This window comes from Pseudomonas lijiangensis (genome assembly GCF_018968705.1).
Taxonomy (GTDB): Bacteria; Pseudomonadota; Gammaproteobacteria; order Pseudomonadales; family Pseudomonadaceae; genus Aquipseudomonas; species Aquipseudomonas lijiangensis.
In genome coordinates, this window is the sequence record NZ_CP076668.1 from 336428 (window position 1) to 355334 (window position 18907).

Here is an 18907-nt window from a genome sequence, read left to right on the forward strand (position 1 = left end):
CTGCTAACCCGTATCAAAGCCGCCAACTTCCCCCTTTTTTACAACATGATATTACCTACAGTTATAAGTTTTCTATATTTTCTGGGCCGCCATCTCTGATCAGCTTACTTATATTTAAGTTATAGTTTTCAACATCCTGAGCGCTGTTAGATCTGCCAATCTCTTCTTTTAGCAGTCTCATTACACTTGAAACAATTTTTTTTCCGTCAGTTCCTAAATCACGGATCAAATCGAACCCATTCTCAGATAGTTCTGGAATTTTCTTCCTCATATGGTAGTAACAGATGATGTTTTCCAATAGGTCGCTTGCTTCTTCTCGCGTTTCTTCAATGCTTAGCACGTATTTTTCAAACGCGTCTTTTAGCAGGGCGGTTGGATTTTTTTGTAACTTTAAAAAGCTACATAGGCCGGACCAGTTGATAGCATGAAGTTGTGTCCCCCAGTCAGGGTCTCTTGTAAAATAAATACCGCTCCCTCTGAAGTATGCTGGAAACTCATTTCTCCTTAAAGCTTTTTCAAAGTTGCTAATCATTGAAGTTGTTCCCATTCATCGAATTGGTTTAGGAGCTTGTTTACATCTTTTCCGTGATTAATTTCTTCCGACCCTACCAAGGCCGCTTCTTTAGTTCCACTTTTGGTCTCGCCTCCTGGTACCCATTCTTTAGGATAAGCGCCTGCCTCATTTCCATGTGGTAGCTCATATTTGAATCTAGGGTCGCCAGGCTTGATTTTTACGAGATAGATTCTTTTATCTGAAAGATCCCCAGATCCAAGATTTAGCTCTCTATTTAATACCTGCCAATTCCCCCCGCTTGCCTTGTATTTGGCAATTACAGCGTCCATTTCTGATGGCAAACCAACAAATTTTCTTGGTGGGAAGGTTGGGTAACTAGAAAGTTCGATCCAGTCATCAATAACAACGAAAGAACTACCCTGTGTTCTAAAAGCTTCCTCATGTAAATTTACATATTCATCAGGTAAATATTCACGGACATTACCAGGCCTGTTTCCTTTCTCAAGATTGATAATCTCATCGTATTTATCTTGAGTCATGGGTATGCGATCAGGCTTCGTCGCATTCGCAGTGTTATTGGGAAGAGCGGTTCCTGATCCTGGACAGCTATCACTCAACCCCAACGGATCCACCCACCCCGTAGGGTTAGGCACATACCGGTAATTATTCAACCCACCCGCCAGCTTGATCGGATCAGGCGTCAAAAACCGTCCAGTCCCCGGATTGTAGTAGCGATGCCGGTTGTAGTGTAACCCTGTCTCCGTATCGAAATACTGACCCTGGAAGCGCAGCGGGTTGTCGATTTCGGCGATGTCCAGGGCGGCGAGGTTGCCGTAGGCGCGGTATTTGGCGGACCACATGATCTCGCCGCTGTAGTCGGTGAGTTCCTGTGGCGTGCCGAGGTGGTCGAGCTGGTAGTAGAACGGCGTGGCTTTGCGTGGGCCTTCGCCGTCGAGCATGGCCAGCGGGCGGAAGCTGCCGGGTTCGTAGATGTAGCTGCGATAACGGTTGTCGGCGCTTTCGGCGACGAGGCGTTCGCCTTGCCAGAGGAATTCGGTGGTGTGGCCGTCGACGGTCTTGGCGATGCGGCGCCCGAAGGCGTCGTATTTGTAGCTGGCGACACTGCCGCCCGGTAGGCTGACACCGATCAGGCGATGTTGGGCGTCGTAGCGGTATTCGGTGACGAGTTTCTGCCCGGCACCACGACGCTCGCGGATCTGGTTGCCGTAGGCGTCGTAGTCGTAATGGCGGTCGCCTTGCATCAGCAGGCGGTTGCCTTTGACGTTGGCCAGGTTTGCTGTGGGCAAATCGCCCTGGCCCAGCAGGTTACCGGCCGGGTCGTGGGCGAAGGTTTCCGGTGTGTTGCCACGAACGTTGATCAGACGGTCCAGCGGGTCGTAATGGAAACTGCGGTTGCCCTTGCGGCTGTCATCGATCCCCGCCAGGTTGCCGTTGGCATCGTAGGCGTAGCGACGCTGGAACAGATCACGATCCTGCTGGCTGACGCTGTGAGCCTGCAGGCGACCTTGTTCGTCGTACTGATACTGGCTGAGCAACAGACCCTGCTGACGCTGCCGCTCCCGTCCGCCACTGAACTGGTGAGCCGTCAGGCGCGAACCGTTGAGGTCGATGCTGCTCAGTTGCCCGCCGCGATGATGGTGGTAGTCCAGCTTGCTGCCATCCGGCAGGCGACAGTGTTTGAGCTGGCCGACGCTGTCGTACTCGTAGCGCAGGGTGCCCCAGCCCTGGTGTTCGGTGATGAGGCGGTCTTGCAGGTCGTATTCGTAGGCCAGCGGCCAGTTGCCGTCGTCGACATTGACCAGGCGGCCAAGGGCGTCGTAGCTGTAGTGAATCTGTTCGCCGTCGGGCAGGGTCTTGACCAACAGGCGGCCAGCAGCATCGCGCTGGTACTCGGTGACCAGCTCGCTGTCGTCATCGCCGAATTCGGTTTTCTTCAGCAACTGGCCGTTGAGGTCGTATTCATACGCGGTGCGGTGACCGTCGAAACCGGTTTCCTGCTGGATCAGGCCATTCGAGTAGTAATTGAGGTGGTAACGCTCGCCACGCTCGTTCTCGATTTCGGTGAGCAGCAGGCGCGAGTTGTCGTAGCGGTAGCGCAACTGGCTGCCGTCGGGATTGATGCGGCGGCTGACCAGGTGCAGGTTGTCGGCGTATTCGTAACGGGTGATACGGCCCAGCTCATCGCGCTCGGCGGTGACGCGGCCATACGGGTTGTAAGCGAAGGCGCGGGTGGCACCGCCGGGCAAGGTGACCTGGCTCAGGCGATTGACCGCATCCCATTGGTAATGGGTGATGGCACCGGTTTCGTCCTGACGGGTGATCTGCCGACCGAGGGCGTCATAACGGTATTTGCGCTGGCCGCCGTCGGGCAGGCGTTCTTCCAGCAATTGGCCCAGACCGTTCCAGCCCAGTTGATGACGGCTGCCATCGGGATGACGGATTTCCAGCAGACGGCCCTGACGGTCGTAGCTGTAATGGGTTTCGTTGCCGTGGGGGTCGATCTGCCGGGTAATGTCGCCTTGTTCGTTACGGTCATATTGCCAGCGGGCTTTGCCGCGCAGGACCTCGACCAGTTGCCCGTCGAAGTAGTTGTAACGGATCGTCGCGTCTTCCGGCGGGATCACGGCGATCAGGCGCCCGGCGTCGTTGTACTGATACTCGGTAATGGCCCCCAGCGGATCTTTTACGGCAATCAGGCGGCCTTTATCGTCATAGGCTTTCTGGGTTTGTGCGCCATCGGGAGTGGTTTCGCTGATCAGGCGGGCATTTTCGTCATGCACGTAAACCTGTTCGCTGCCGTCGGCGTTATGGACAGTGACCGTGCCTTTGTCGTCCCACTCATAACGCGCTTCGAGTTGCGAGTAGTTGGCCCAGTGATGCACGCAGCGCGAGAGCTTGCCTTCGCGCTCCCATTCCCAGAAGAAGCTGGCACCACCGGCCATTTGCCGTTCCAGAATGACGTGCTGGTCGTTGTAGCGGTAATGCTCGGTTTCCCCCACCGCATTGGTGGCAGAGACGAGTTGGTGCTTGTCGTTGTAGCCGTAGGTGACAAAGGTCTGGAGGGTCAGCCACGGGTCCTGACGCTCGCCACGCTCGTCATACTCCGGACGTTGTTGCTGATGATCCACGGCGACGATATGCCGGTCGTCGTAGCGCAAGAGCAGGGCGCGGCCAGCACCGTTGTCGATGCGCTGAATCCGGTCCACCAGGTCGTACGTGATATGGACCTGGTTGTCGTACGGGTCACTGATGGTGGTCAGGCGACCGGCACGGAAGTGATAGAAGCGTGCTTTTGCCCCGGCCTGGGTCAGGATCAGTTCGCCAGGAGCATCCCCGAGGTAAATGGCGGCCTGGGCAAGGCTGTTGGTGATGGCCGGACGTTGCTCGGTCGGCATCGGGAAGCGGGTCTGACGGTTTTCGTTGTCCGTCCAGAGCACGCCTTCATCGTCCAGTTGCAGACGATGAGACAGCGAATGGCTCCAGCCATGGCCCAGACGGCTATCGATTTCGACCGCACTGCTGCGGTACAGGCGCGTCCACTCCAGAGGCAGCAAACCACCGAGCTCGCCATCGGTCAGGGTCAGCAGTTCTTCGCCGGTCACCATCGATACCGGTTCGCCGTTGGTGCAGGTCTTGTCTGCGCACTGGGCGGGCTGCTTGGCAGGCGTTTCTGATTGCTTGGCAGCGTCGTCGGTCTTTTCCGCCTGTTCCATGCGCGTTGCATTTTCTTTCTTGCCGCGTGCATGAATCTGCGCATCGGTTTCGACTTCACCGCCTGAAACGGGTGCTTTGCGCTTGGGGGCCGTCGCGGTTTCTGCAGGTTTGGGCGCGGCGATTTCAACGCTGGTCTTGCGCGCCGGGTTCATTGGCGAGTTGCCATTGAGCAGCAGGGGCTTGGCGGTTTCCGCGTGGCCGGTCGCGTTCTTCTTGCTGATCTTCATCAGCATGGACGTGAAGTCTTCGATCAGCTTCATGACCTTGCCGCTGTTTTTGGCAGCATTGAGGCCTTTGGCGCTGACCCGTACAGCCAGGCCGATACCGCCCGTGAGGACGATACCGATCAGGATGTTCAGCAGCACTTCGGTGGTCAGTTCCGCCAGCACTTCCGTGCAGGTCTGTGGCGGCAGCATCTTGACCCAGGCCACGATTGCCGCGACGTAGATCCACATCAGTGGTTCGTCGCTGGCGATCAGCAGGGCCGTCTGAATCGCTCCCTTGGAGGCGTTATAGATCTTCTTGATCTCTTCCTCGGTGAAGAACTTCTTGAGCTTTTCGTAGTTCTCGCGGGGATGAGCAACCAGGTCGTACAGACCCTTGATATCGCCCCACAGGCCCATGATCGCCTTGAGGAAGCCTTTCCAGGCAGACTCCAGTTGTTGCATCGCCTTGCCGGCCATGGACGCGCTGCTATGCGCTTGCCATAGAGGCAAAAAGTCGGTGCTCCATTCGGTTTGCAGCCAGCCGCTCAGATCACCGATAACGCCTTGATAAGAGTTGAACAGGCTGTCGATCTGCGCACGGGTAGGGTTCGGGAAAAAGGTGATCTTGTATTGCTGATTAGGCTTGAGGCCGGGGACTTCCAGAATCCCGCTCGGGCCGATTTTCAGATCGATCGCCTGGCCCACTTCGTTTTTGCCGTAGACCACTCCATCTTCCACAGGCACCAGACGCACCGGCGTATTGCCAATCGGCACAAAGCGCGCTGATTCGAAGCTGTGTACAAGCTTCAGTTTGCCGTTGGCCGGGCAGTTGGCATACAGGGTGTTTGGCTGTTTGCTGTCCTTGTCCGCAGTGCCGACCTCGTCGCCCACCTTGAACTGCTGTTCGGCATCCAGCACGCCGCCATACCAGGCTTCGGCATGTTCGCGGTAATCGGCCAGGCATTTCTTGAAGTCGTTGATGATGGCCTGAGCATCAGGCTGTTTGGCCGTGAGGGCTCCGGTGAATCCGCCCATCAAAACGCTCATGCCGCCACCTCATTTTCCAGATGAGCCTTCAACAGCCCGGTAAAGTTTTCTTCCTTGAGCGGCGTGCGCTTCACGAAGCGCGCCACTTTTTCTCGCAGGTTGGATTCGGGGAACGAGAAGTACAGTTCGGCATGTTCATCCAGCAACCACTGCATCATGTTGTCGATGATGGTTGACGGGTTTTCAGCCATCAGGCCATCCAGCAGTGTCTGAGGCACTTCCCACCACGGCCAGTCCTTCGCTTTCGGCACCGACCTTGGCGCGACTTCCAGACTGCGGCCATTGATCAGATAGCGCTCGAACATCGGCATCAGTTCACCCGCCGAATCACCCAGCCCTTTCAGGATCGGATAGATATGCCGCCCATCCCAGAACCGGAAAAACACCTCGGTTTCGTCGGGCATTTTCACTTGGGTCAGGCTGCGCAGGTGTTCGAATACGGTATCGGGTTCCGAGCGCGATACGGCGAGCCAGCCCCAATCCTGAGCGTCAGTTTCGGCGATCCATTGCATGAAGCCAGCATCGGGTTTCAGCTCGACAAGGTAGGGCATCACGGGCTGCCAGTCGGCGTAAGGTGTGCCGCTCCAGATCGGGATCAGTTGCGGCGCATGGCTTTGCTGGTAGAAGGCCTTGAGGGGCTCGGCGTCGCTGGCCGCACTGATGATCAGGTACAGGCGCTCGCCTGGTTGCAGCGGCTGTTCTGCCAGCCATGCCGTTGGGCTCAAAAGATCAGATTGCACAGGCACCGTCCTTGCACTTCTCGCATTCTTCACAGAACGGCGCGTTGCGTTTAAGCGTATTGATTTGCGCGGGTGTCAGCACTGCACCGGCTCTGGCGGCATCGGCCTGTTTCAACAATCCGGGCAGCAATGCCGCTATGCCAGACCCGACGCCCGGGCTGCCGCCGGTATTGACGTTGACCACCGGCCCGCTGATTGTCACGCCACTGGCGTCGATTTTGACGAAGCTGCCACCCGCCTTGAACGTCAGCTCGCTACCGGCTTCCAGGACGATCTTGATGCCGCTGTCGAGGTGAATCTCCTGCCCGGCCTCAATGAACTGCCCTGTCCCGATCTTGACGTGCTGGTTGGTCGCAACAGTCAGGTGATCGTCGGCCCGAGCTTCGACCTTGCGGTCGGCATAGGTCGTGTGATGTTCCTCAGCCTTGAACTCGCTGTAGCTGTTCTGCTCGACGGTGTCGTGGCGTTCGTTGCCGACGCGGATCTTCTGGTCGTGCTCGACGTTCTCGTCCCAGTCGCGCTGGGCGTGGAGGTAGATCTGTTCCTGACCTTTCTTGTCCTCGATGCGCAGTTCGTTGTAACCGCCGCCGCCCGGTGAACTCAGGGTCTTGAAGGTGCTGCGGGTCTTGTTGGTCGGCAGTTCGTAGGGGACGACGTTTTCCTTGTGGTACAGGCAGCCGCTGATCAGCGGTTGATCGGGGTCGCCTTCCAGGAAGCTGACCAGTACTTCCATGCCGATGCGCGGGATGGCGATGCCGCCGTACTGGGCGCCGGCCCAGGCGGACGAGACGCGCAGCCAGCAACTGGTCTTGTCGTCGGCCTGGCCTTCGCGGTCCCAGTGGAACTGGACCTTGACGCGGCCATATTGGTCGCAGTGGATTTCTTCACCTTTCGGGCCGGTCACCACGGCGCTCTGGCTGCCCAGGATGCGCGGTTTGGGGTGCAGCAGCGGCGGGCGGTTGGGCACGTCCCAGGGCGTGGCCTGGAAGCGGTTGCGATAACCCTGATGGAAATCGTCCTTGAGAGTCGTGGTGTCGCTGGTGACCGACTCTTCCAGCACTTGAGGCTGTTTGCCCTCGTGGATGATTTCGGTCAGCAGCCACAGGTCGTTCCATTTGGCCTTGGGGTGTTGGGTCAGGGCGAGGAAGTGGCCGCTGACCAGCAACGGTTGATCACTTTTGCCTTCGGCCAGCTGGTAGTCGCTGCGATGACGCTCAAGGGCGCGCTTGGCCAGGTGCTTGCCGCGCTCGCGGTCCACGAAGCGGCCCGGATAGTCGTAGTCTTCGAGGTCGGGCAGGGCGTTGCCACGGTTTTCGCTTTCCAGCGTCAGGCGCGGTTTCTCGAAGTCGTAGTCGCGGCGGGTGGTGCGGCTGGTACGGGTTTCCAGGCGCAGGTCGAAGCGCTTGATGACCGGGTCGTTGGCGACCAGGCCGGAGTCTTGCTGATAGGCCACAGGGGCGAGTTTCGGGAACACCGTCTGGTCATCGCCGAACACCAGCTTGTGGCCCGTGCTGCTGTGCTGGAAGTGGTAGTGAATCCCTTCTTCCTCGCACAGGCGCTGGATGAAGTGCAGGTCCGATTCATCGTACTGAACGCAGTAGATGCGCTCGGGATAAACCGACCCGACCTTGAATTCGTAGGCGTTGCTCTGGATGCCATGCTCTTCGAGGACCTGGCCGATGATTTTCGGCACGCTGAGGTTCTGGAAGATGCGCTGGTTGATGCGGTGGGCCAGGTAGGACAGTTGCGGGCGAAGGGTCACCGAGTAACGGGTCAGTCGCTTGCCGGAATCACCCTGGGCGGCGCGATAGATCTGGCCATGAATGCCGCTGCCGTCCGGCGAAAGCTGCAGGAAGGCGGGTTTGTGCAACAGGGTTTCAAGGTCCAGGGACGGCTGCTCGCTGACCAGTTCCACGTCGAACACGAACGGCTGGCTGATGGCTTCCCGCCCGTTGAGGGCCAGGACCTGCAGGTCGCTGTTTAAACCTTCTACGGTCAGGCTGAAGTGAGTCTGATTGGCCGGCGCGAACATCCCTTGTTCCTCGATTCTGAAAGGGCGTAAACAACATCGACCAGCAGAGGCCGGTCGATGCTTGAAACCTCAGCCGTATCAGGCCACAGGCGAACGCCAGTCATCGGAACCCGAAGTACCGGAGACTTCGTGGGTCCAGGTGATTTTGCGGTAGGTCATTTCGATGTCTTCCAGGTGCGTGAAATGCGCGTTCGCAGGATCCTGGCAGTTGTGCATGTAGTCCTTGGAGCTGACGAGGATCGCGTCTTCCAGAACGGTGGTGTAGTAGTGCTCTTGAGTGCCTTGAGCGGAGGTGCGGAACCATTTGATTTCGACTTTGCTCAGGCGCTCGCCGGAAGTCAGGGCCGCTTGCAGCAGAGGCGAGGACTTGTCGAAAACCTTGGTGATTTTCACCGGCTTGTGAACGCGCTGGCCGGTTGGCTGGCCGGACTGTGGGTCACGCGGGATGATCACGTCGTGATGGAACGCCTGGACCATCACTTCGTCTTCGTGGCCTTCCTGAAAGGTGTTGCCCACGGAGTCGGCGGTGAAGGCGCCGGCAGTGATCAGGCCTTGTTTTTCGCCGGTGATGGACATGTACGCGGGTGTAGCCATGGATGCTCTCCTTGCTGAAACTTGAGGGTCCCGGGAGGCGAATTTGCCTGATGGGTGGCAAATACTGATCAAGCTTTGTGCCAGAAAGAATATTTACTATATAAATCAGATAGATATGAAATTAATCATCCGGTTTTCATGATTTTTACGTGGAAAACCCTATGAAAGTGCGCAAGAAGTTGCGCACCACTGCGCAACTTCTTGCGCACTTGGCTGGAGGGCTTGAGCGGCGTGAGTCAGAGAGAACTGATCACAGGTTATCCACAGAAAAGTGCGCAACTTCTTGCGCATAATGGCTATGTGTCATCTATGAGCCGGAAACGAAAGCCGGTTTGCACTTTCTTCTGTACAGGTTTTCCTGCCTGCAACTGTCATTTCTACGGGTAGCCAATATTCGCGTGTGAGTTCATTGTGAAGGTTCGGGTGAGATCAGCCTTGCCCGTACACATTGCCTGGAATGGTCACTCGCCATGCCTCATAAAATTGCCCTGTGCCGCTATGAGTATGACCCGCTGGATCGCCTCGCGACCCGTATGCCGCTTGCCGAGGCTGTCACCCGGTCTTTCTATCGGGCGGACAGGCTGGCCAACGAAATCCAGGGTGCCGGGCAGCGCACTTTTTTCCACCGTGAGAATCAGTTGCTGGCACTGCAAACGATGATCGGCAAAGTCCTCGCTACGACCCTGACCAGCACCGATCAGCCAGGCAGCGTGCTCCATGCGGCAACATCGGGGCAGCGCACCGCCATCGCTTATGCACCGTACGGTCATCATGCGCCGCTTGGCGACCTGCCCGGTTTCAACGGTGAACGCCCCGATCCCGTCACGGGCCATTATCTGTTGGGCAAGGGGTATCGCGCCTACAACCCGGTACTGATGCGTTTCAACAGTCCGGACAGCTTGAGCCCGTTTGGCGAGGGTGGCGTGAATCCTTATGCCTATTGCCTGGGAGATCCGGTCAATCACATTGACCCCACGGGGCATACGTCCTGGCAGTTCATCGTAGGCATAGTGCTCAGCGTGGCTGCGCTGACAGCTGCCACCGCCACCCTGCTCCCTTCGCTGCCTTTCCTGTTATCCGTGAAGGCCGCTCAAGCCGGTTTTTTCAGTGCGGGTAGCCTATCCACGATCATTACCGGCACGAGTGCGGTGGCAGGTGGTGTGCTTGGTGTAGCCCGACAGATCGTAGCTGAAGTCGCCCCCGATTCTCCTGCATTGGAACCCATGGGGTGGGCCGCTCTGGCGCTCGGTGTCGTTGCTGCCAGTACACGGGTTGGTTCGGTGATTGCGTCAAGAAACCCGAAAAATCTGGCGAATTTGCGGAGGGTGGTAGCTGTGGAGCAGATAAAACGTCGGGAGGCGGTGACTGTGAACCTGAGAAATATCAGTACGCGTATCAGATCAAGCTCATCAATCCGTTCTCTGGATCTATACGAGTCCCCCCTCTGAAGAGTTGAGTACCGCAAGGAACCCTCCCGCCTGCGCACAGTCGCATGTTCACGTTCCTCTCTCGTGATATCACTCTCGCATCTGGCAGCCGCAAAAGGAGTCTGCATGCCTGCTCGTTCTTCTGGACTGGTTATGCTCGGCTTTGCCGCAGCCATGGCGCTACTGACTGGCTGTGGCCAGGAAAAACCGGCGGCTGTCGATCTGCCGCGGGTTTATGTGCAAACGGTGAAGACTGCCGACTTTGCCGCCAGCGTTGCTTTGACCGGTGATATTCAGGCGCGTGTGCAGACCCGGCTTTCATTCCGGGTCAATGGCAAGATCATCCAGCGTAATGTGGATGTCGGTGATCGTGTCACCGCCAATCAGGTTCTCGCCCGGCTCGACCCCAAAGACCTGCAGATCAATGTCGACTCGGCCCTCGCCTCGGTGGCCGCCGAGCAGGCGCGGGTCACTCAGGCTCGCGCCGCTTTCGGGCGTCAGGAAAAGCTGTTGCCCAAGGGCTACACCAGTCGCAGCGAATACGATTCGGCCCAGGCGGCATTGCGCGGCAGCGAGAGCGCGCTCAAGGCCGCTCAGGCGCAACTGGCCAATGCCCGCGAGCAGTTGAGTTACACCGCGCTGGTCGCCGATACGCCGGGTGTGATCACGGCGCGTCAGGCCGAGGTCGGGCAAGTGGTGCAGGCGACCGTGCCGATTTTCGATCTGGCCCGGGATGGCGAGCGCGATGCGGTGTTCAACGTTTACGAGTCGCTGTTCGTTCAGCCGCCGACCGATCAGCCGGTGCAAGTCACCTTGCTCGACAACCCGGCCATCAAGGTCAGCGGCAAGGTGCGCGAAGTGACCCCGGCGGTTTCGGCTGAAACCGGTACCTTGCAGGTCAAGGTCGCGCTTGATCCTTTGCCTGAAGGCATGGATCTGGGCTCTGTGGTCAGCGTGGCCTTGAGCGCGCCAGCCAATGCCAGCGTCGAGCTGCCGTGGTCGGCCCTGACCAAGGACCTTGGCGAGCATCTGGGCAAGCCCGCCGTGTGGGTGGTGGACGAGCAGGGCAAGGTCAACCTGCGCAAGGTTCAGGTCGCTCGTTACCTGACGTCCAGAGTCATCATCGGTGACGGGCTCAAGAGTGGAGAGAAAGTCGTGGTGGCTGGCGGACAGTTATTGCACCCGGACATGCAGGTCGAAATCGCCGATCAACCACAGCAACACAATGCTCAGGTGCAGCCATGAAGCGTCTGGTCTGCCTGTTGTTGAGCGGTTTGCTGCTGAGTGGCTGTGGCAAGGATGAAACGCCACCCGAGCCGGTCCGGCCGGTGGTCTTTGTCGAGGCCCGGCCTGATTCGCAACTGGAGTTCGGACGTTTCGCCGGCAATATTCAGGCGCGTTACCAGAGCGTGCTGGGCTTTCGGGTGCCGGGTCGTATCGCGTCCCGCCATGTCGATGTGGGCAGCGAAGTGAAAAAAGGCGACCTGCTTGCGACCCTCGACCCGACCGATCAGCAGAATAACGTGCGCGCTCGCCAGGGCGATCAGGCCCGTATCGAGGCGCAGTGGATCAATGCCCAGGCCAATGCCCGTCGCCAGCAGGAGTTGTTCGACCGTGGCGTCGGCGCGCAGGCGCAACTGGACAATGCCCTGACCGAGCTGAAAACCACGCGCTCGTCCCTGGATCAGGCCAGAGCTGCTGCCCAACAGGCCAATGATCAGTTGAGCTACAGCGAGTTGCGCACGGACCACGATGCGGTGGTTACCGAGTGGCAGGCCGAGGCCGGGCAAGTCGTCACGGCCGGGCAGGAGGTCGTGACTCTGGCGCGGCCCGATATCAAGGAAGCGGTGATCGATCTGCCCGTTTCGCTGGTGGATCAATTGCCCGCCGATGTGGTGTTCAACGTGGCCAGCCAGCTTGATCCGCAGGTGAAAACCACCGCCACGCCTCGGGAAATCGAACCGCAGCCCGACCGCTCGACCCGTACCCGCCGGGCACGCCTGACTCTGACTGACACGCCTGCGGCATTGCGGCTCGGGACCGCGATCAGCGTGACCCTCAGTTCCGCCATTGCCCCGCGCATGAGCCTGCCGATCACGGCCTTGCAGGAGTTGGATGGCAAAAACCGGGTCTGGATCATCGACCCGCAAAGCCAGACGGTAAATCCCAGAGAGGTGAATGTCGTCAGCCGTGACAACGACAGCTTCCTGCTGACGGGCGGAGTCAATGCCGGTGAGAAGGTGGTCAGTGCGGGCGTCAACAGCCTCAAGCCGGGGCAGAAAGTCAAAGTCGATGAGGAAAGCCCGCGATGAAAGGAAGCTTCAATCTGTCCGAGTGGGCCATCAAGCATCAGTCGTTTGTCTGGTACCTGATGTTCGTCGCCCTGCTGATGGGCGTGTTTTCCTACATGAAGCTTGGGCGTGAAGAAGATCCGTCCTTCACCATCAAGACCATGGTTATCCAGACCCGCTGGCCCGGCGCGACCGTGGACGAAACCCTGAAGCAGGTGACCGACCGCATCGAGAAGAAGCTTGAAGAGCTGGATTCACTGGACTACGTGAAAAGTTATACCCGGCCAGGCGAGTCCACGGTTTTCGTTTACCTGCGCGACACCACCAGTGCCAAGGACATACCGCAGATCTGGTATCAGGTGCGCAAGAAGATCGACGACATTCGCGGGCAGTTCCCCCAAGGCTTGCAGGGGCCGGCGTTCAACGACGAATTCGGTGACGTGTTCGGCTCGATCTACGCCTTTACCGCCGATGGTTTCTCGATGCGTCAGTTGCGCGATTACGTCGAGAAGGTGCGCGCCGATATCCGTGCGGTCCCGGGCCTTGGCAAGGTGGAAATGATCGGCCAGCAGGATGAGGTGATCTACCTGAACTTCTCCACCCGCAAGCTGGCGGCTCTTGGTCTGGATCAGCGTCAGGTGGTGCAAAGCCTGCAATCCCAGAACGCGGTGACGCCTGCCGGGGTGATCGAGGCCGGGCCGGAGCGGATTTCCGTGCGCACCTCCGGGCAATTCGCTTCGGAAAAGGACCTGGCAGCGGTCAACCTGCGGCTCAATGACCGTTTCTACCGCTTGAGCGATATCGCTGAAATCACCCGAGGCTATACGGATCCGCCCAAACCGCTGTTCCGTTACAACGGCAAACCGGCCATCGGCCTGTCCATCGCCATGCAGAAGGGCGGCAACATCCAGGAGTTCGGCAAGGCGTTGCATGAGCGCATGGACATCTCCACCGCCGAGTTGCCGGTGGGCGTTGGTGTGCACAAGGTGTCGGATCAGGCTGAAGTGGTGGACAAGGCGGTGGGCGGTTTCACCAGCGCGCTGTTCGAGGCAGTGATCATCGTGATGGTGGTCAGCTTTGTCAGCCTCGGGGTACGTGCCGGTCTGGTGGTGGCCTGTTCCATCCCGCTGGTGCTGGCCATGGTCTTCGTGTTCATGGAATACAGCGGCATCACCATGCAGCGGATTTCCCTCGGGGCGTTGATCATCGCCCTCGGGCTGCTGGTGGACGACGCCATGATTACCGTGGAAATGATGGTCACACGCCTGGAAATGGGCGAAACCCGGGAGCAGGCTGCGACCTATGCCTACACCTCGACCGCGTTCCCGATGCTGACCGGCACGCTGGTAACGGTGGCCGGTTTCGTGCCCATTGGCCTGAACAACAGCTCGGCGGGGGAATATACCTTCACGCTGTTTGCGGTGATTGCCGTGGCGATGCTGGTGTCATGGATCGTGGCCGTGCTGTTTGCGCCCGTGATCGGCGTACATATTCTGAGCAGCAACATCAAGCCCAAGTCCGAAGAGCCGGGCCGTATAGGACGTGCATTCAACAGCAGCATGCTGTGGGCCATGCGTCATCGCTGGCTGGCCATCGGCATGACCCTGTTGCTGTTTGCCGCCTCGCTGTTCTCGATGCAGTTCGTGCAGAACCAGTTCTTTCCGTCGTCGGACCGGCCTGAAATCCTGGTCGATCTGAACCTCCCGCAGAACGCCTCGATCAACGAGACGCGCAAGGTCGTTGACCGTTTTGAGGCCAGCCTCAAGGACGATCCGGATATAGAGCGCTGGAGCACCTATATCGGCCAGGGCGCGGTGCGTTTTTATCTGCCGCTGGACCAGCAACTGGAAAACCCGTTCTACGCCCAGTTGGTTATCGTCAGCAAAGGGCTGGAGGAGCGCGGTGCGCTGACCGAACGGCTGCAGAAGCGCCTGCGCGATGAATATGTCGGGATCGGCTCCTATGTGCAGCCACTTGAAATGGGGCCGCCGGTCGGGCGTCCGCTGCAATATCGGGTCAGTGGCGAGAACATCGACAAGGTTCGCCAGCACGCCATTGAACTGGCCACGCTGTTGGGCAAGAACTCGCACGTGGGTGAAGTCATCTACGACTGGAACGAGCCGGGCAAGGTGCTGCGCATCGATATCAATCAGGACAAGGCGCGACAGTTGGGGCTGTCTTCCGAAGATGTTGCGCAACTGATGAACAGCGTGGTCAGCGGTTCGGCGGTGACTCAGGTGCGTGACGATATCTATCTGGTCAACGTGGTGGGCCGCGCTGAAGATGCCGAACGCGGTACGCCGGAAACCCTGCAGAACCTGCAGATCGTGACGCCTGCCGGAGCCTCGATTCCGCTGCTGGCCTTTGCCACGGTGGGTTACGAACTGGAGCAGCCACTGGTCTGGCGGCGTGATCGCAAACCGACCATCACGGTGAAAGGTGCAGTTCGCGACGAGATCCAGCCGACCGATCTGGTGAAGCAGTTGAAGCCGGAAGTCGACAAGTTCGCCGCAGGTTTGCCGGTGGGCTACAAGGTGGCGACCGGCGGCACGGTTGAAGAAAGCAGCAAGGCCCAAGGGCCGATTGCCAGTGTCGTGCCGCTGATGCTGTTCCTGATGGCGACCTTTCTGATGATCCAGTTGCACAGCGTGCAGAAGATGTTTCTGGTGGCCAGTGTTGCGCCGCTGGGGTTGATCGGCGTGGTGCTGGCGCTTATCCCGACCGGCACGCCATTGGGTTTCGTGGCGATTCTCGGGGTGCTGGCGCTGATCGGCATCATCATCCGCAACTCGGTGATTCTGGTGACCCAGATCCATGCCTATGAACAGAGCGGCTACTCGCCGTGGGATGCCGTGGTCGAAGCCACCGAGCATCGCCGTCGCCCGATTCTGCTGACGGCGGCAGCGGCCAGCCTGGGCATGATCCCCATTGCACGTGAAGTGTTCTGGGGACCGATGGCTTACGCGATGATCGGCGGCATCATCATCGCGACCTTGCTGACCCTGTTGTTCCTGCCCGCTCTTTATGTGGCGTGGTACAGAATCAAGGAGCCCGCGTAGACGCGATTAATGCCGATCAGTTAAGGCACACACAAACGTGTAGGAGGCAGCTTGCTGGCGAAAAAGGCCTGAAAACCGGCAGATATTCCGTGTCTGTACGCTGAAGTCGCCAGCAAGCTGTCTCCCACAAAATGATTTATGGCCTTAACTGATCAGCAATACCCCCAGGGATTGTCCCGCGTCAGCCGATATCGCTTTCAACCAGGCTGAAATCCCCGAACCGCACAGGGCTCATGGTGAAAGTCCCCTCTGGATGGTTGGCAGAGACCGCCGGTCGAGGGGTCGAGACGTTCAGGAAGCAGGAGGTCAGATCGTCCTGGAAATACATGTTGACCGAGAAACGCTGCCAGTCCGGCGTCGCAAAACCGGTGACAGGCGAAACCATTACTACGCCGTCAGCCCTGAAGCCTCCCACACTGACCACAAACGAGGCGTCCTCTACGGCTGCATCAGCGCTGAGTGCGTCGAACTCGATAAGCATGGTCGTGCCCGGCAAGTCCGGCAGACCCTGGCTGATATTTGTCGCTACCGGCAACAGGATGCTTTGTCCGAAGCCATAACGCTCAAGGCCAGGGTCAAAACCCACAGGTCCTTTCCAATAGTTGAAATCGTCTTTGAAATTGCCGTTCTGAATATATTGAGTTGCCATGATCATCTCCCTGATCGATTAACATTCGGGCCCCATTCATTGAGTGCGAACCCCTTTTTCTGGAGCCCATCCTAAGCGCCATGCTGCTGCGCTGATACTGACAAAAATGCCAGTCACGCCATGCACGCAATAGGAGTTGAATGCTTTCGTCAAGTCGATGTAGCGCTCAGCTTCGTCGCCAGACACTCGCCAGCCAAGGTTGCTGCTCCCTTGGCAAACCAGTCGGGCGATAGTAGTGCTCAAGCTCTACAAAGCCCGCCTCGTTCAGCAGCTCACGCCATGATTCCAGGTCGTGATACGAGCCATAGCGCTCGCCTTTCCAGCCTTCCTGGTTCTGGCCTCTGGGATTGGAGCTGAACAGCACACCGTCCGGTTTGAGGGTGGCGTGCAATTGGCGCAGGACCTTGGGAAGTTCCTGTTTGGGAATGTGAAACAGCACGGCATTGGCGAAGATGCCGTCGAAGCGGGCGAGCGGCAGGTCCAGCTCCAGAAAGTTCTGGTGCAACACTTCGCAACCGCTGTCCTCGCGAGCCATTCGGGCGAATTGTTCGCTGCCGTCCAGCCCCACCGCGACGTGGCCCATGGCGCTGAAAGTCTTCAGATCACGGCCCGGCCCGCAGCCGAAATCCAGAATCTGCCAGGGCGTCGGCCCCTGGATATGGCGCAAGAGGGCGGCAATGTTCTGGCTGACGTCGTGGTCGCGGGTGCCTTCGCGAAAGTCTTCGGCCACCTGGTTGTAATGGCCGACGGTGACGGCGGTGATATGGGCGAGGTCTTGGGCGTCGAGCTTCATGGCAAACGGTTGTCCGGGCAATGGAGGTCGTCAATATACCTCCAGCCCGGACCGAAGCAATGGCTCAGCGCTTGTTCAGAACCCGAGCCAGCCGGTCGCCACCCAGTTGAATGGCGGCCACCAGCACCACCAGCAACACGATCACGGTGAGCATGATCTGTGTGTCGAAGCGTTGATAGCCGTAGCGGTAGGCGATATCACCCAGCCCACCGGCACCGATGGCACCGGCCATGGCCGAGGAGTTGATCATCGTGACGATCGTGATGGTGAAACCACCGACAATGCCCGGCAAGGCTTCAGGCAGCAGTACATGCCAGACGATATGCCAGCGACGGCAACCCATGGCCTGTGCCGCTTCGATGAGGCCATGATCGACTTCACGCAGGCTGACTTCGGCGATGCGGGCGAAGAAGGGTGTTGCGGCAATGGTCAATGGCACCACGGCCGCCCAGACGCCATAACTGGTGCCGACGATCAGGCGCGTGAACGGGATCAGCGCGACCATCAGGATCAGGAACGGAATCGAGCGAAACAGGTTAACGAAGGCGCCCAATACCTGATTCAGCACCGGTGCTTCGTAGATTCCCCCTCTGGAGCTGGTGACCAGAATCACCGCCATCGGAATGCCCAGCAGCAGGGCAATGAAAGAGGACACGCCGACCATCAGAAAGGTATCGAGCACGCCTTGCAACAAACGATCAATCCACATAACCCAGTACCTCCGCATGTGGCGCATGCTGGCGTGCGCGGGCCAGCAATTCGTCTCGACTGTGGGGCGAGCGGCTGATCGACAGGGTCAGATGCCCGACGGCACGCTCCTGAATACGCTCCACGCCACCTTGCAATAACTTCACCTGGCCACCCAGGGCTGCGAACAGTGCAGCTAGGTCTGGTTCTTCGGCGCTGACGCCGGTAAAGCTCAGGTCCAGCAGCAACGTGGCGTCCGGGTGAGCCGCTTGTGGCGTCAGGCGCTCCAGCAAGGCTTTCGGCAAGCCGAGTTGCAGGGGCGCGAGCAAGGTTTTGCTCACCTCATGTTGCGGGTTGCCAAACACTTGCCACACCGGGCCTTGCTCCACCACCTGGCCTTTTTCAAGCACCACCACGCGGTTGCAGATATCGCGGATCACTGACATCTCGTGGGTAATCAGCACGATGGTCAGGCCCAGGCGCTGGTTGATCTCGCGCAGCAGGCCAAGGATCGATTGAGTGGTTTCCGGGTCCAGCGCCGAGGTCGCTTCGTCGCACAACAGGATGGCCGGGTCATGCACCAGCGCCCGGGCAATGCCCACGCGCTGTTTCTGCCCGCCGGAGAGCTGAGCCGGGTAAGCCTTGTGCTTGTCCTGCAGGCCGACCAGCTCCAGCAGTTCAGTGACCTTGCGCTGGCGCTGCTCCTTGGGCACGCCCGCGACCTTGAGCGGCAGCTCGACGTTCTGCCACACGGTCTTGGCCGACATCAGGTTGAAGTGCTGGAAGATCATGCCGATGCGTCGGCGCAGCTCTACCAGCTTGTCTTCGTCGAATTCGCCAATGTCCACCTGATCGATCAGCACCCGGCCGCTGCTGGGTTGTTCGAGGCGGTTGATGGTGCGGATCAGCGATGACTTGCCTGCACCGCTGCGCCCGATGATGCCGAAGATCTCACCTTTCTGGATGGCCAGTTCGATGTTGCTCAGGGCTTGCACCGGGCCTTGCTGGCCGTGGTAGGTCTTGCCCAGATTGCTGAAGCGCACATGAGCGTGATTCAGGTCCGGGTGCAGTTCGGTATGGCTGGCCGAATGTGCGGGAGCGGTCGGCTCTTGCCGTTGCGCGAGTGCGTTCAT

The 18907-nt window shown here is 58.8% G+C and carries 13 protein-coding genes; 4 read left to right on the plus strand and 9 right to left on the minus strand.

Annotated elements, in window-relative coordinates:
* Nucleotides 1–61: 61 nt before the first annotated feature.
* The 5 genes from KQP88_RS01595 to KQP88_RS01615 form a co-directional block, all read right to left on the minus strand.
* Entirely contained in the window at nt 62–532 is a 471-nt protein-coding gene (locus KQP88_RS01595) for a hypothetical protein (RefSeq protein ID WP_216704661.1), read from the minus strand.
* The gene (locus tag KQP88_RS01600) at nt 529–5502 is read right to left on the minus strand and encodes an RHS repeat-associated core domain-containing protein (protein ID WP_216704662.1); all 4974 of its coding nucleotides are present in this window, start codon (nt 5500–5502) and stop codon (nt 529–531) included. Before KQP88_RS01600 ends, KQP88_RS01595 begins: the two co-directional genes overlap by 4 nt.
* Complete coding sequence (locus tag KQP88_RS01605) at nt 5499–6242, minus strand: DUF4123 domain-containing protein (RefSeq protein ID WP_216704663.1); 744 nt, start codon at nt 6240–6242, stop codon at nt 5499–5501. Before KQP88_RS01605 ends, KQP88_RS01600 begins: the two co-directional genes overlap by 4 nt.
* The gene (locus KQP88_RS01610) at nt 6232–8274 is read right to left on the minus strand and encodes a type VI secretion system Vgr family protein (RefSeq protein ID WP_216704664.1); all 2043 of its coding nucleotides are present in this window, start codon (nt 8272–8274) and stop codon (nt 6232–6234) included. Before KQP88_RS01610 ends, KQP88_RS01605 begins: the two co-directional genes overlap by 11 nt.
* A gap of 78 nt (nt 8275–8352) precedes the next feature.
* Nucleotides 8353–8868 (minus strand): Hcp family type VI secretion system effector, encoded by a 516-nt coding sequence (locus KQP88_RS01615; RefSeq protein ID WP_025258081.1) that lies wholly within the window; start codon nt 8866–8868, stop codon nt 8353–8355.
* Between the two features lie 470 nt (nt 8869–9338).
* Between KQP88_RS01615 and KQP88_RS01620 the strand changes: the two genes are divergently transcribed.
* From KQP88_RS01620 to KQP88_RS01635, 4 genes are all read left to right on the plus strand, one after another.
* A complete protein-coding gene (locus KQP88_RS01620) occupies nt 9339–10316 on the plus strand; it encodes an RHS repeat-associated core domain-containing protein (RefSeq protein ID WP_216704665.1) in 978 nt (325 codons plus the stop codon).
* Between the two features lie 105 nt (nt 10317–10421).
* Nucleotides 10422–11540 (plus strand): efflux RND transporter periplasmic adaptor subunit, encoded by a 1119-nt coding sequence (locus KQP88_RS01625; RefSeq protein ID WP_216704666.1) that lies wholly within the window; start codon nt 10422–10424, stop codon nt 11538–11540.
* Complete coding sequence (locus tag KQP88_RS01630; RefSeq protein WP_216704667.1) at nt 11537–12607, plus strand: efflux RND transporter periplasmic adaptor subunit; 1071 nt, start codon at nt 11537–11539, stop codon at nt 12605–12607. Before KQP88_RS01625 ends, KQP88_RS01630 begins: the two co-directional genes overlap by 4 nt.
* Entirely contained in the window at nt 12604–15645 is a 3042-nt protein-coding gene (locus KQP88_RS01635) for an efflux RND transporter permease subunit (RefSeq protein ID WP_216704668.1), read from the plus strand. The genes KQP88_RS01630 and KQP88_RS01635 overlap by 4 nt, the downstream gene beginning before the upstream one ends.
* Before the next feature lie 181 nt (nt 15646–15826).
* Here the strand turns inward: KQP88_RS01635 and KQP88_RS01640 are convergent, their stop codons facing one another.
* The 4 genes from KQP88_RS01640 to KQP88_RS01655 form a co-directional block, all read right to left on the minus strand.
* The gene (locus tag KQP88_RS01640; RefSeq protein WP_216704669.1) at nt 15827–16294 is read right to left on the minus strand and encodes a hypothetical protein; all 468 of its coding nucleotides are present in this window, start codon (nt 16292–16294) and stop codon (nt 15827–15829) included.
* Nucleotides 16295–16460: 166 nt separating this feature from the next.
* Nucleotides 16461–17087 (minus strand): class I SAM-dependent methyltransferase, encoded by a 627-nt coding sequence (locus tag KQP88_RS01645; protein WP_216704670.1) that lies wholly within the window; start codon nt 17085–17087, stop codon nt 16461–16463.
* A 64-nt stretch (nt 17088–17151) separates the two neighbouring features.
* A complete protein-coding gene (locus KQP88_RS01650) occupies nt 17152–17796 on the minus strand; it encodes a methionine ABC transporter permease (RefSeq protein WP_216704671.1) in 645 nt (214 codons plus the stop codon).
* A complete protein-coding gene (locus KQP88_RS01655; RefSeq protein WP_216704672.1) occupies nt 17786–18907 on the minus strand; it encodes a methionine ABC transporter ATP-binding protein in 1122 nt (373 codons plus the stop codon). The genes KQP88_RS01650 and KQP88_RS01655 overlap by 11 nt, the downstream gene beginning before the upstream one ends.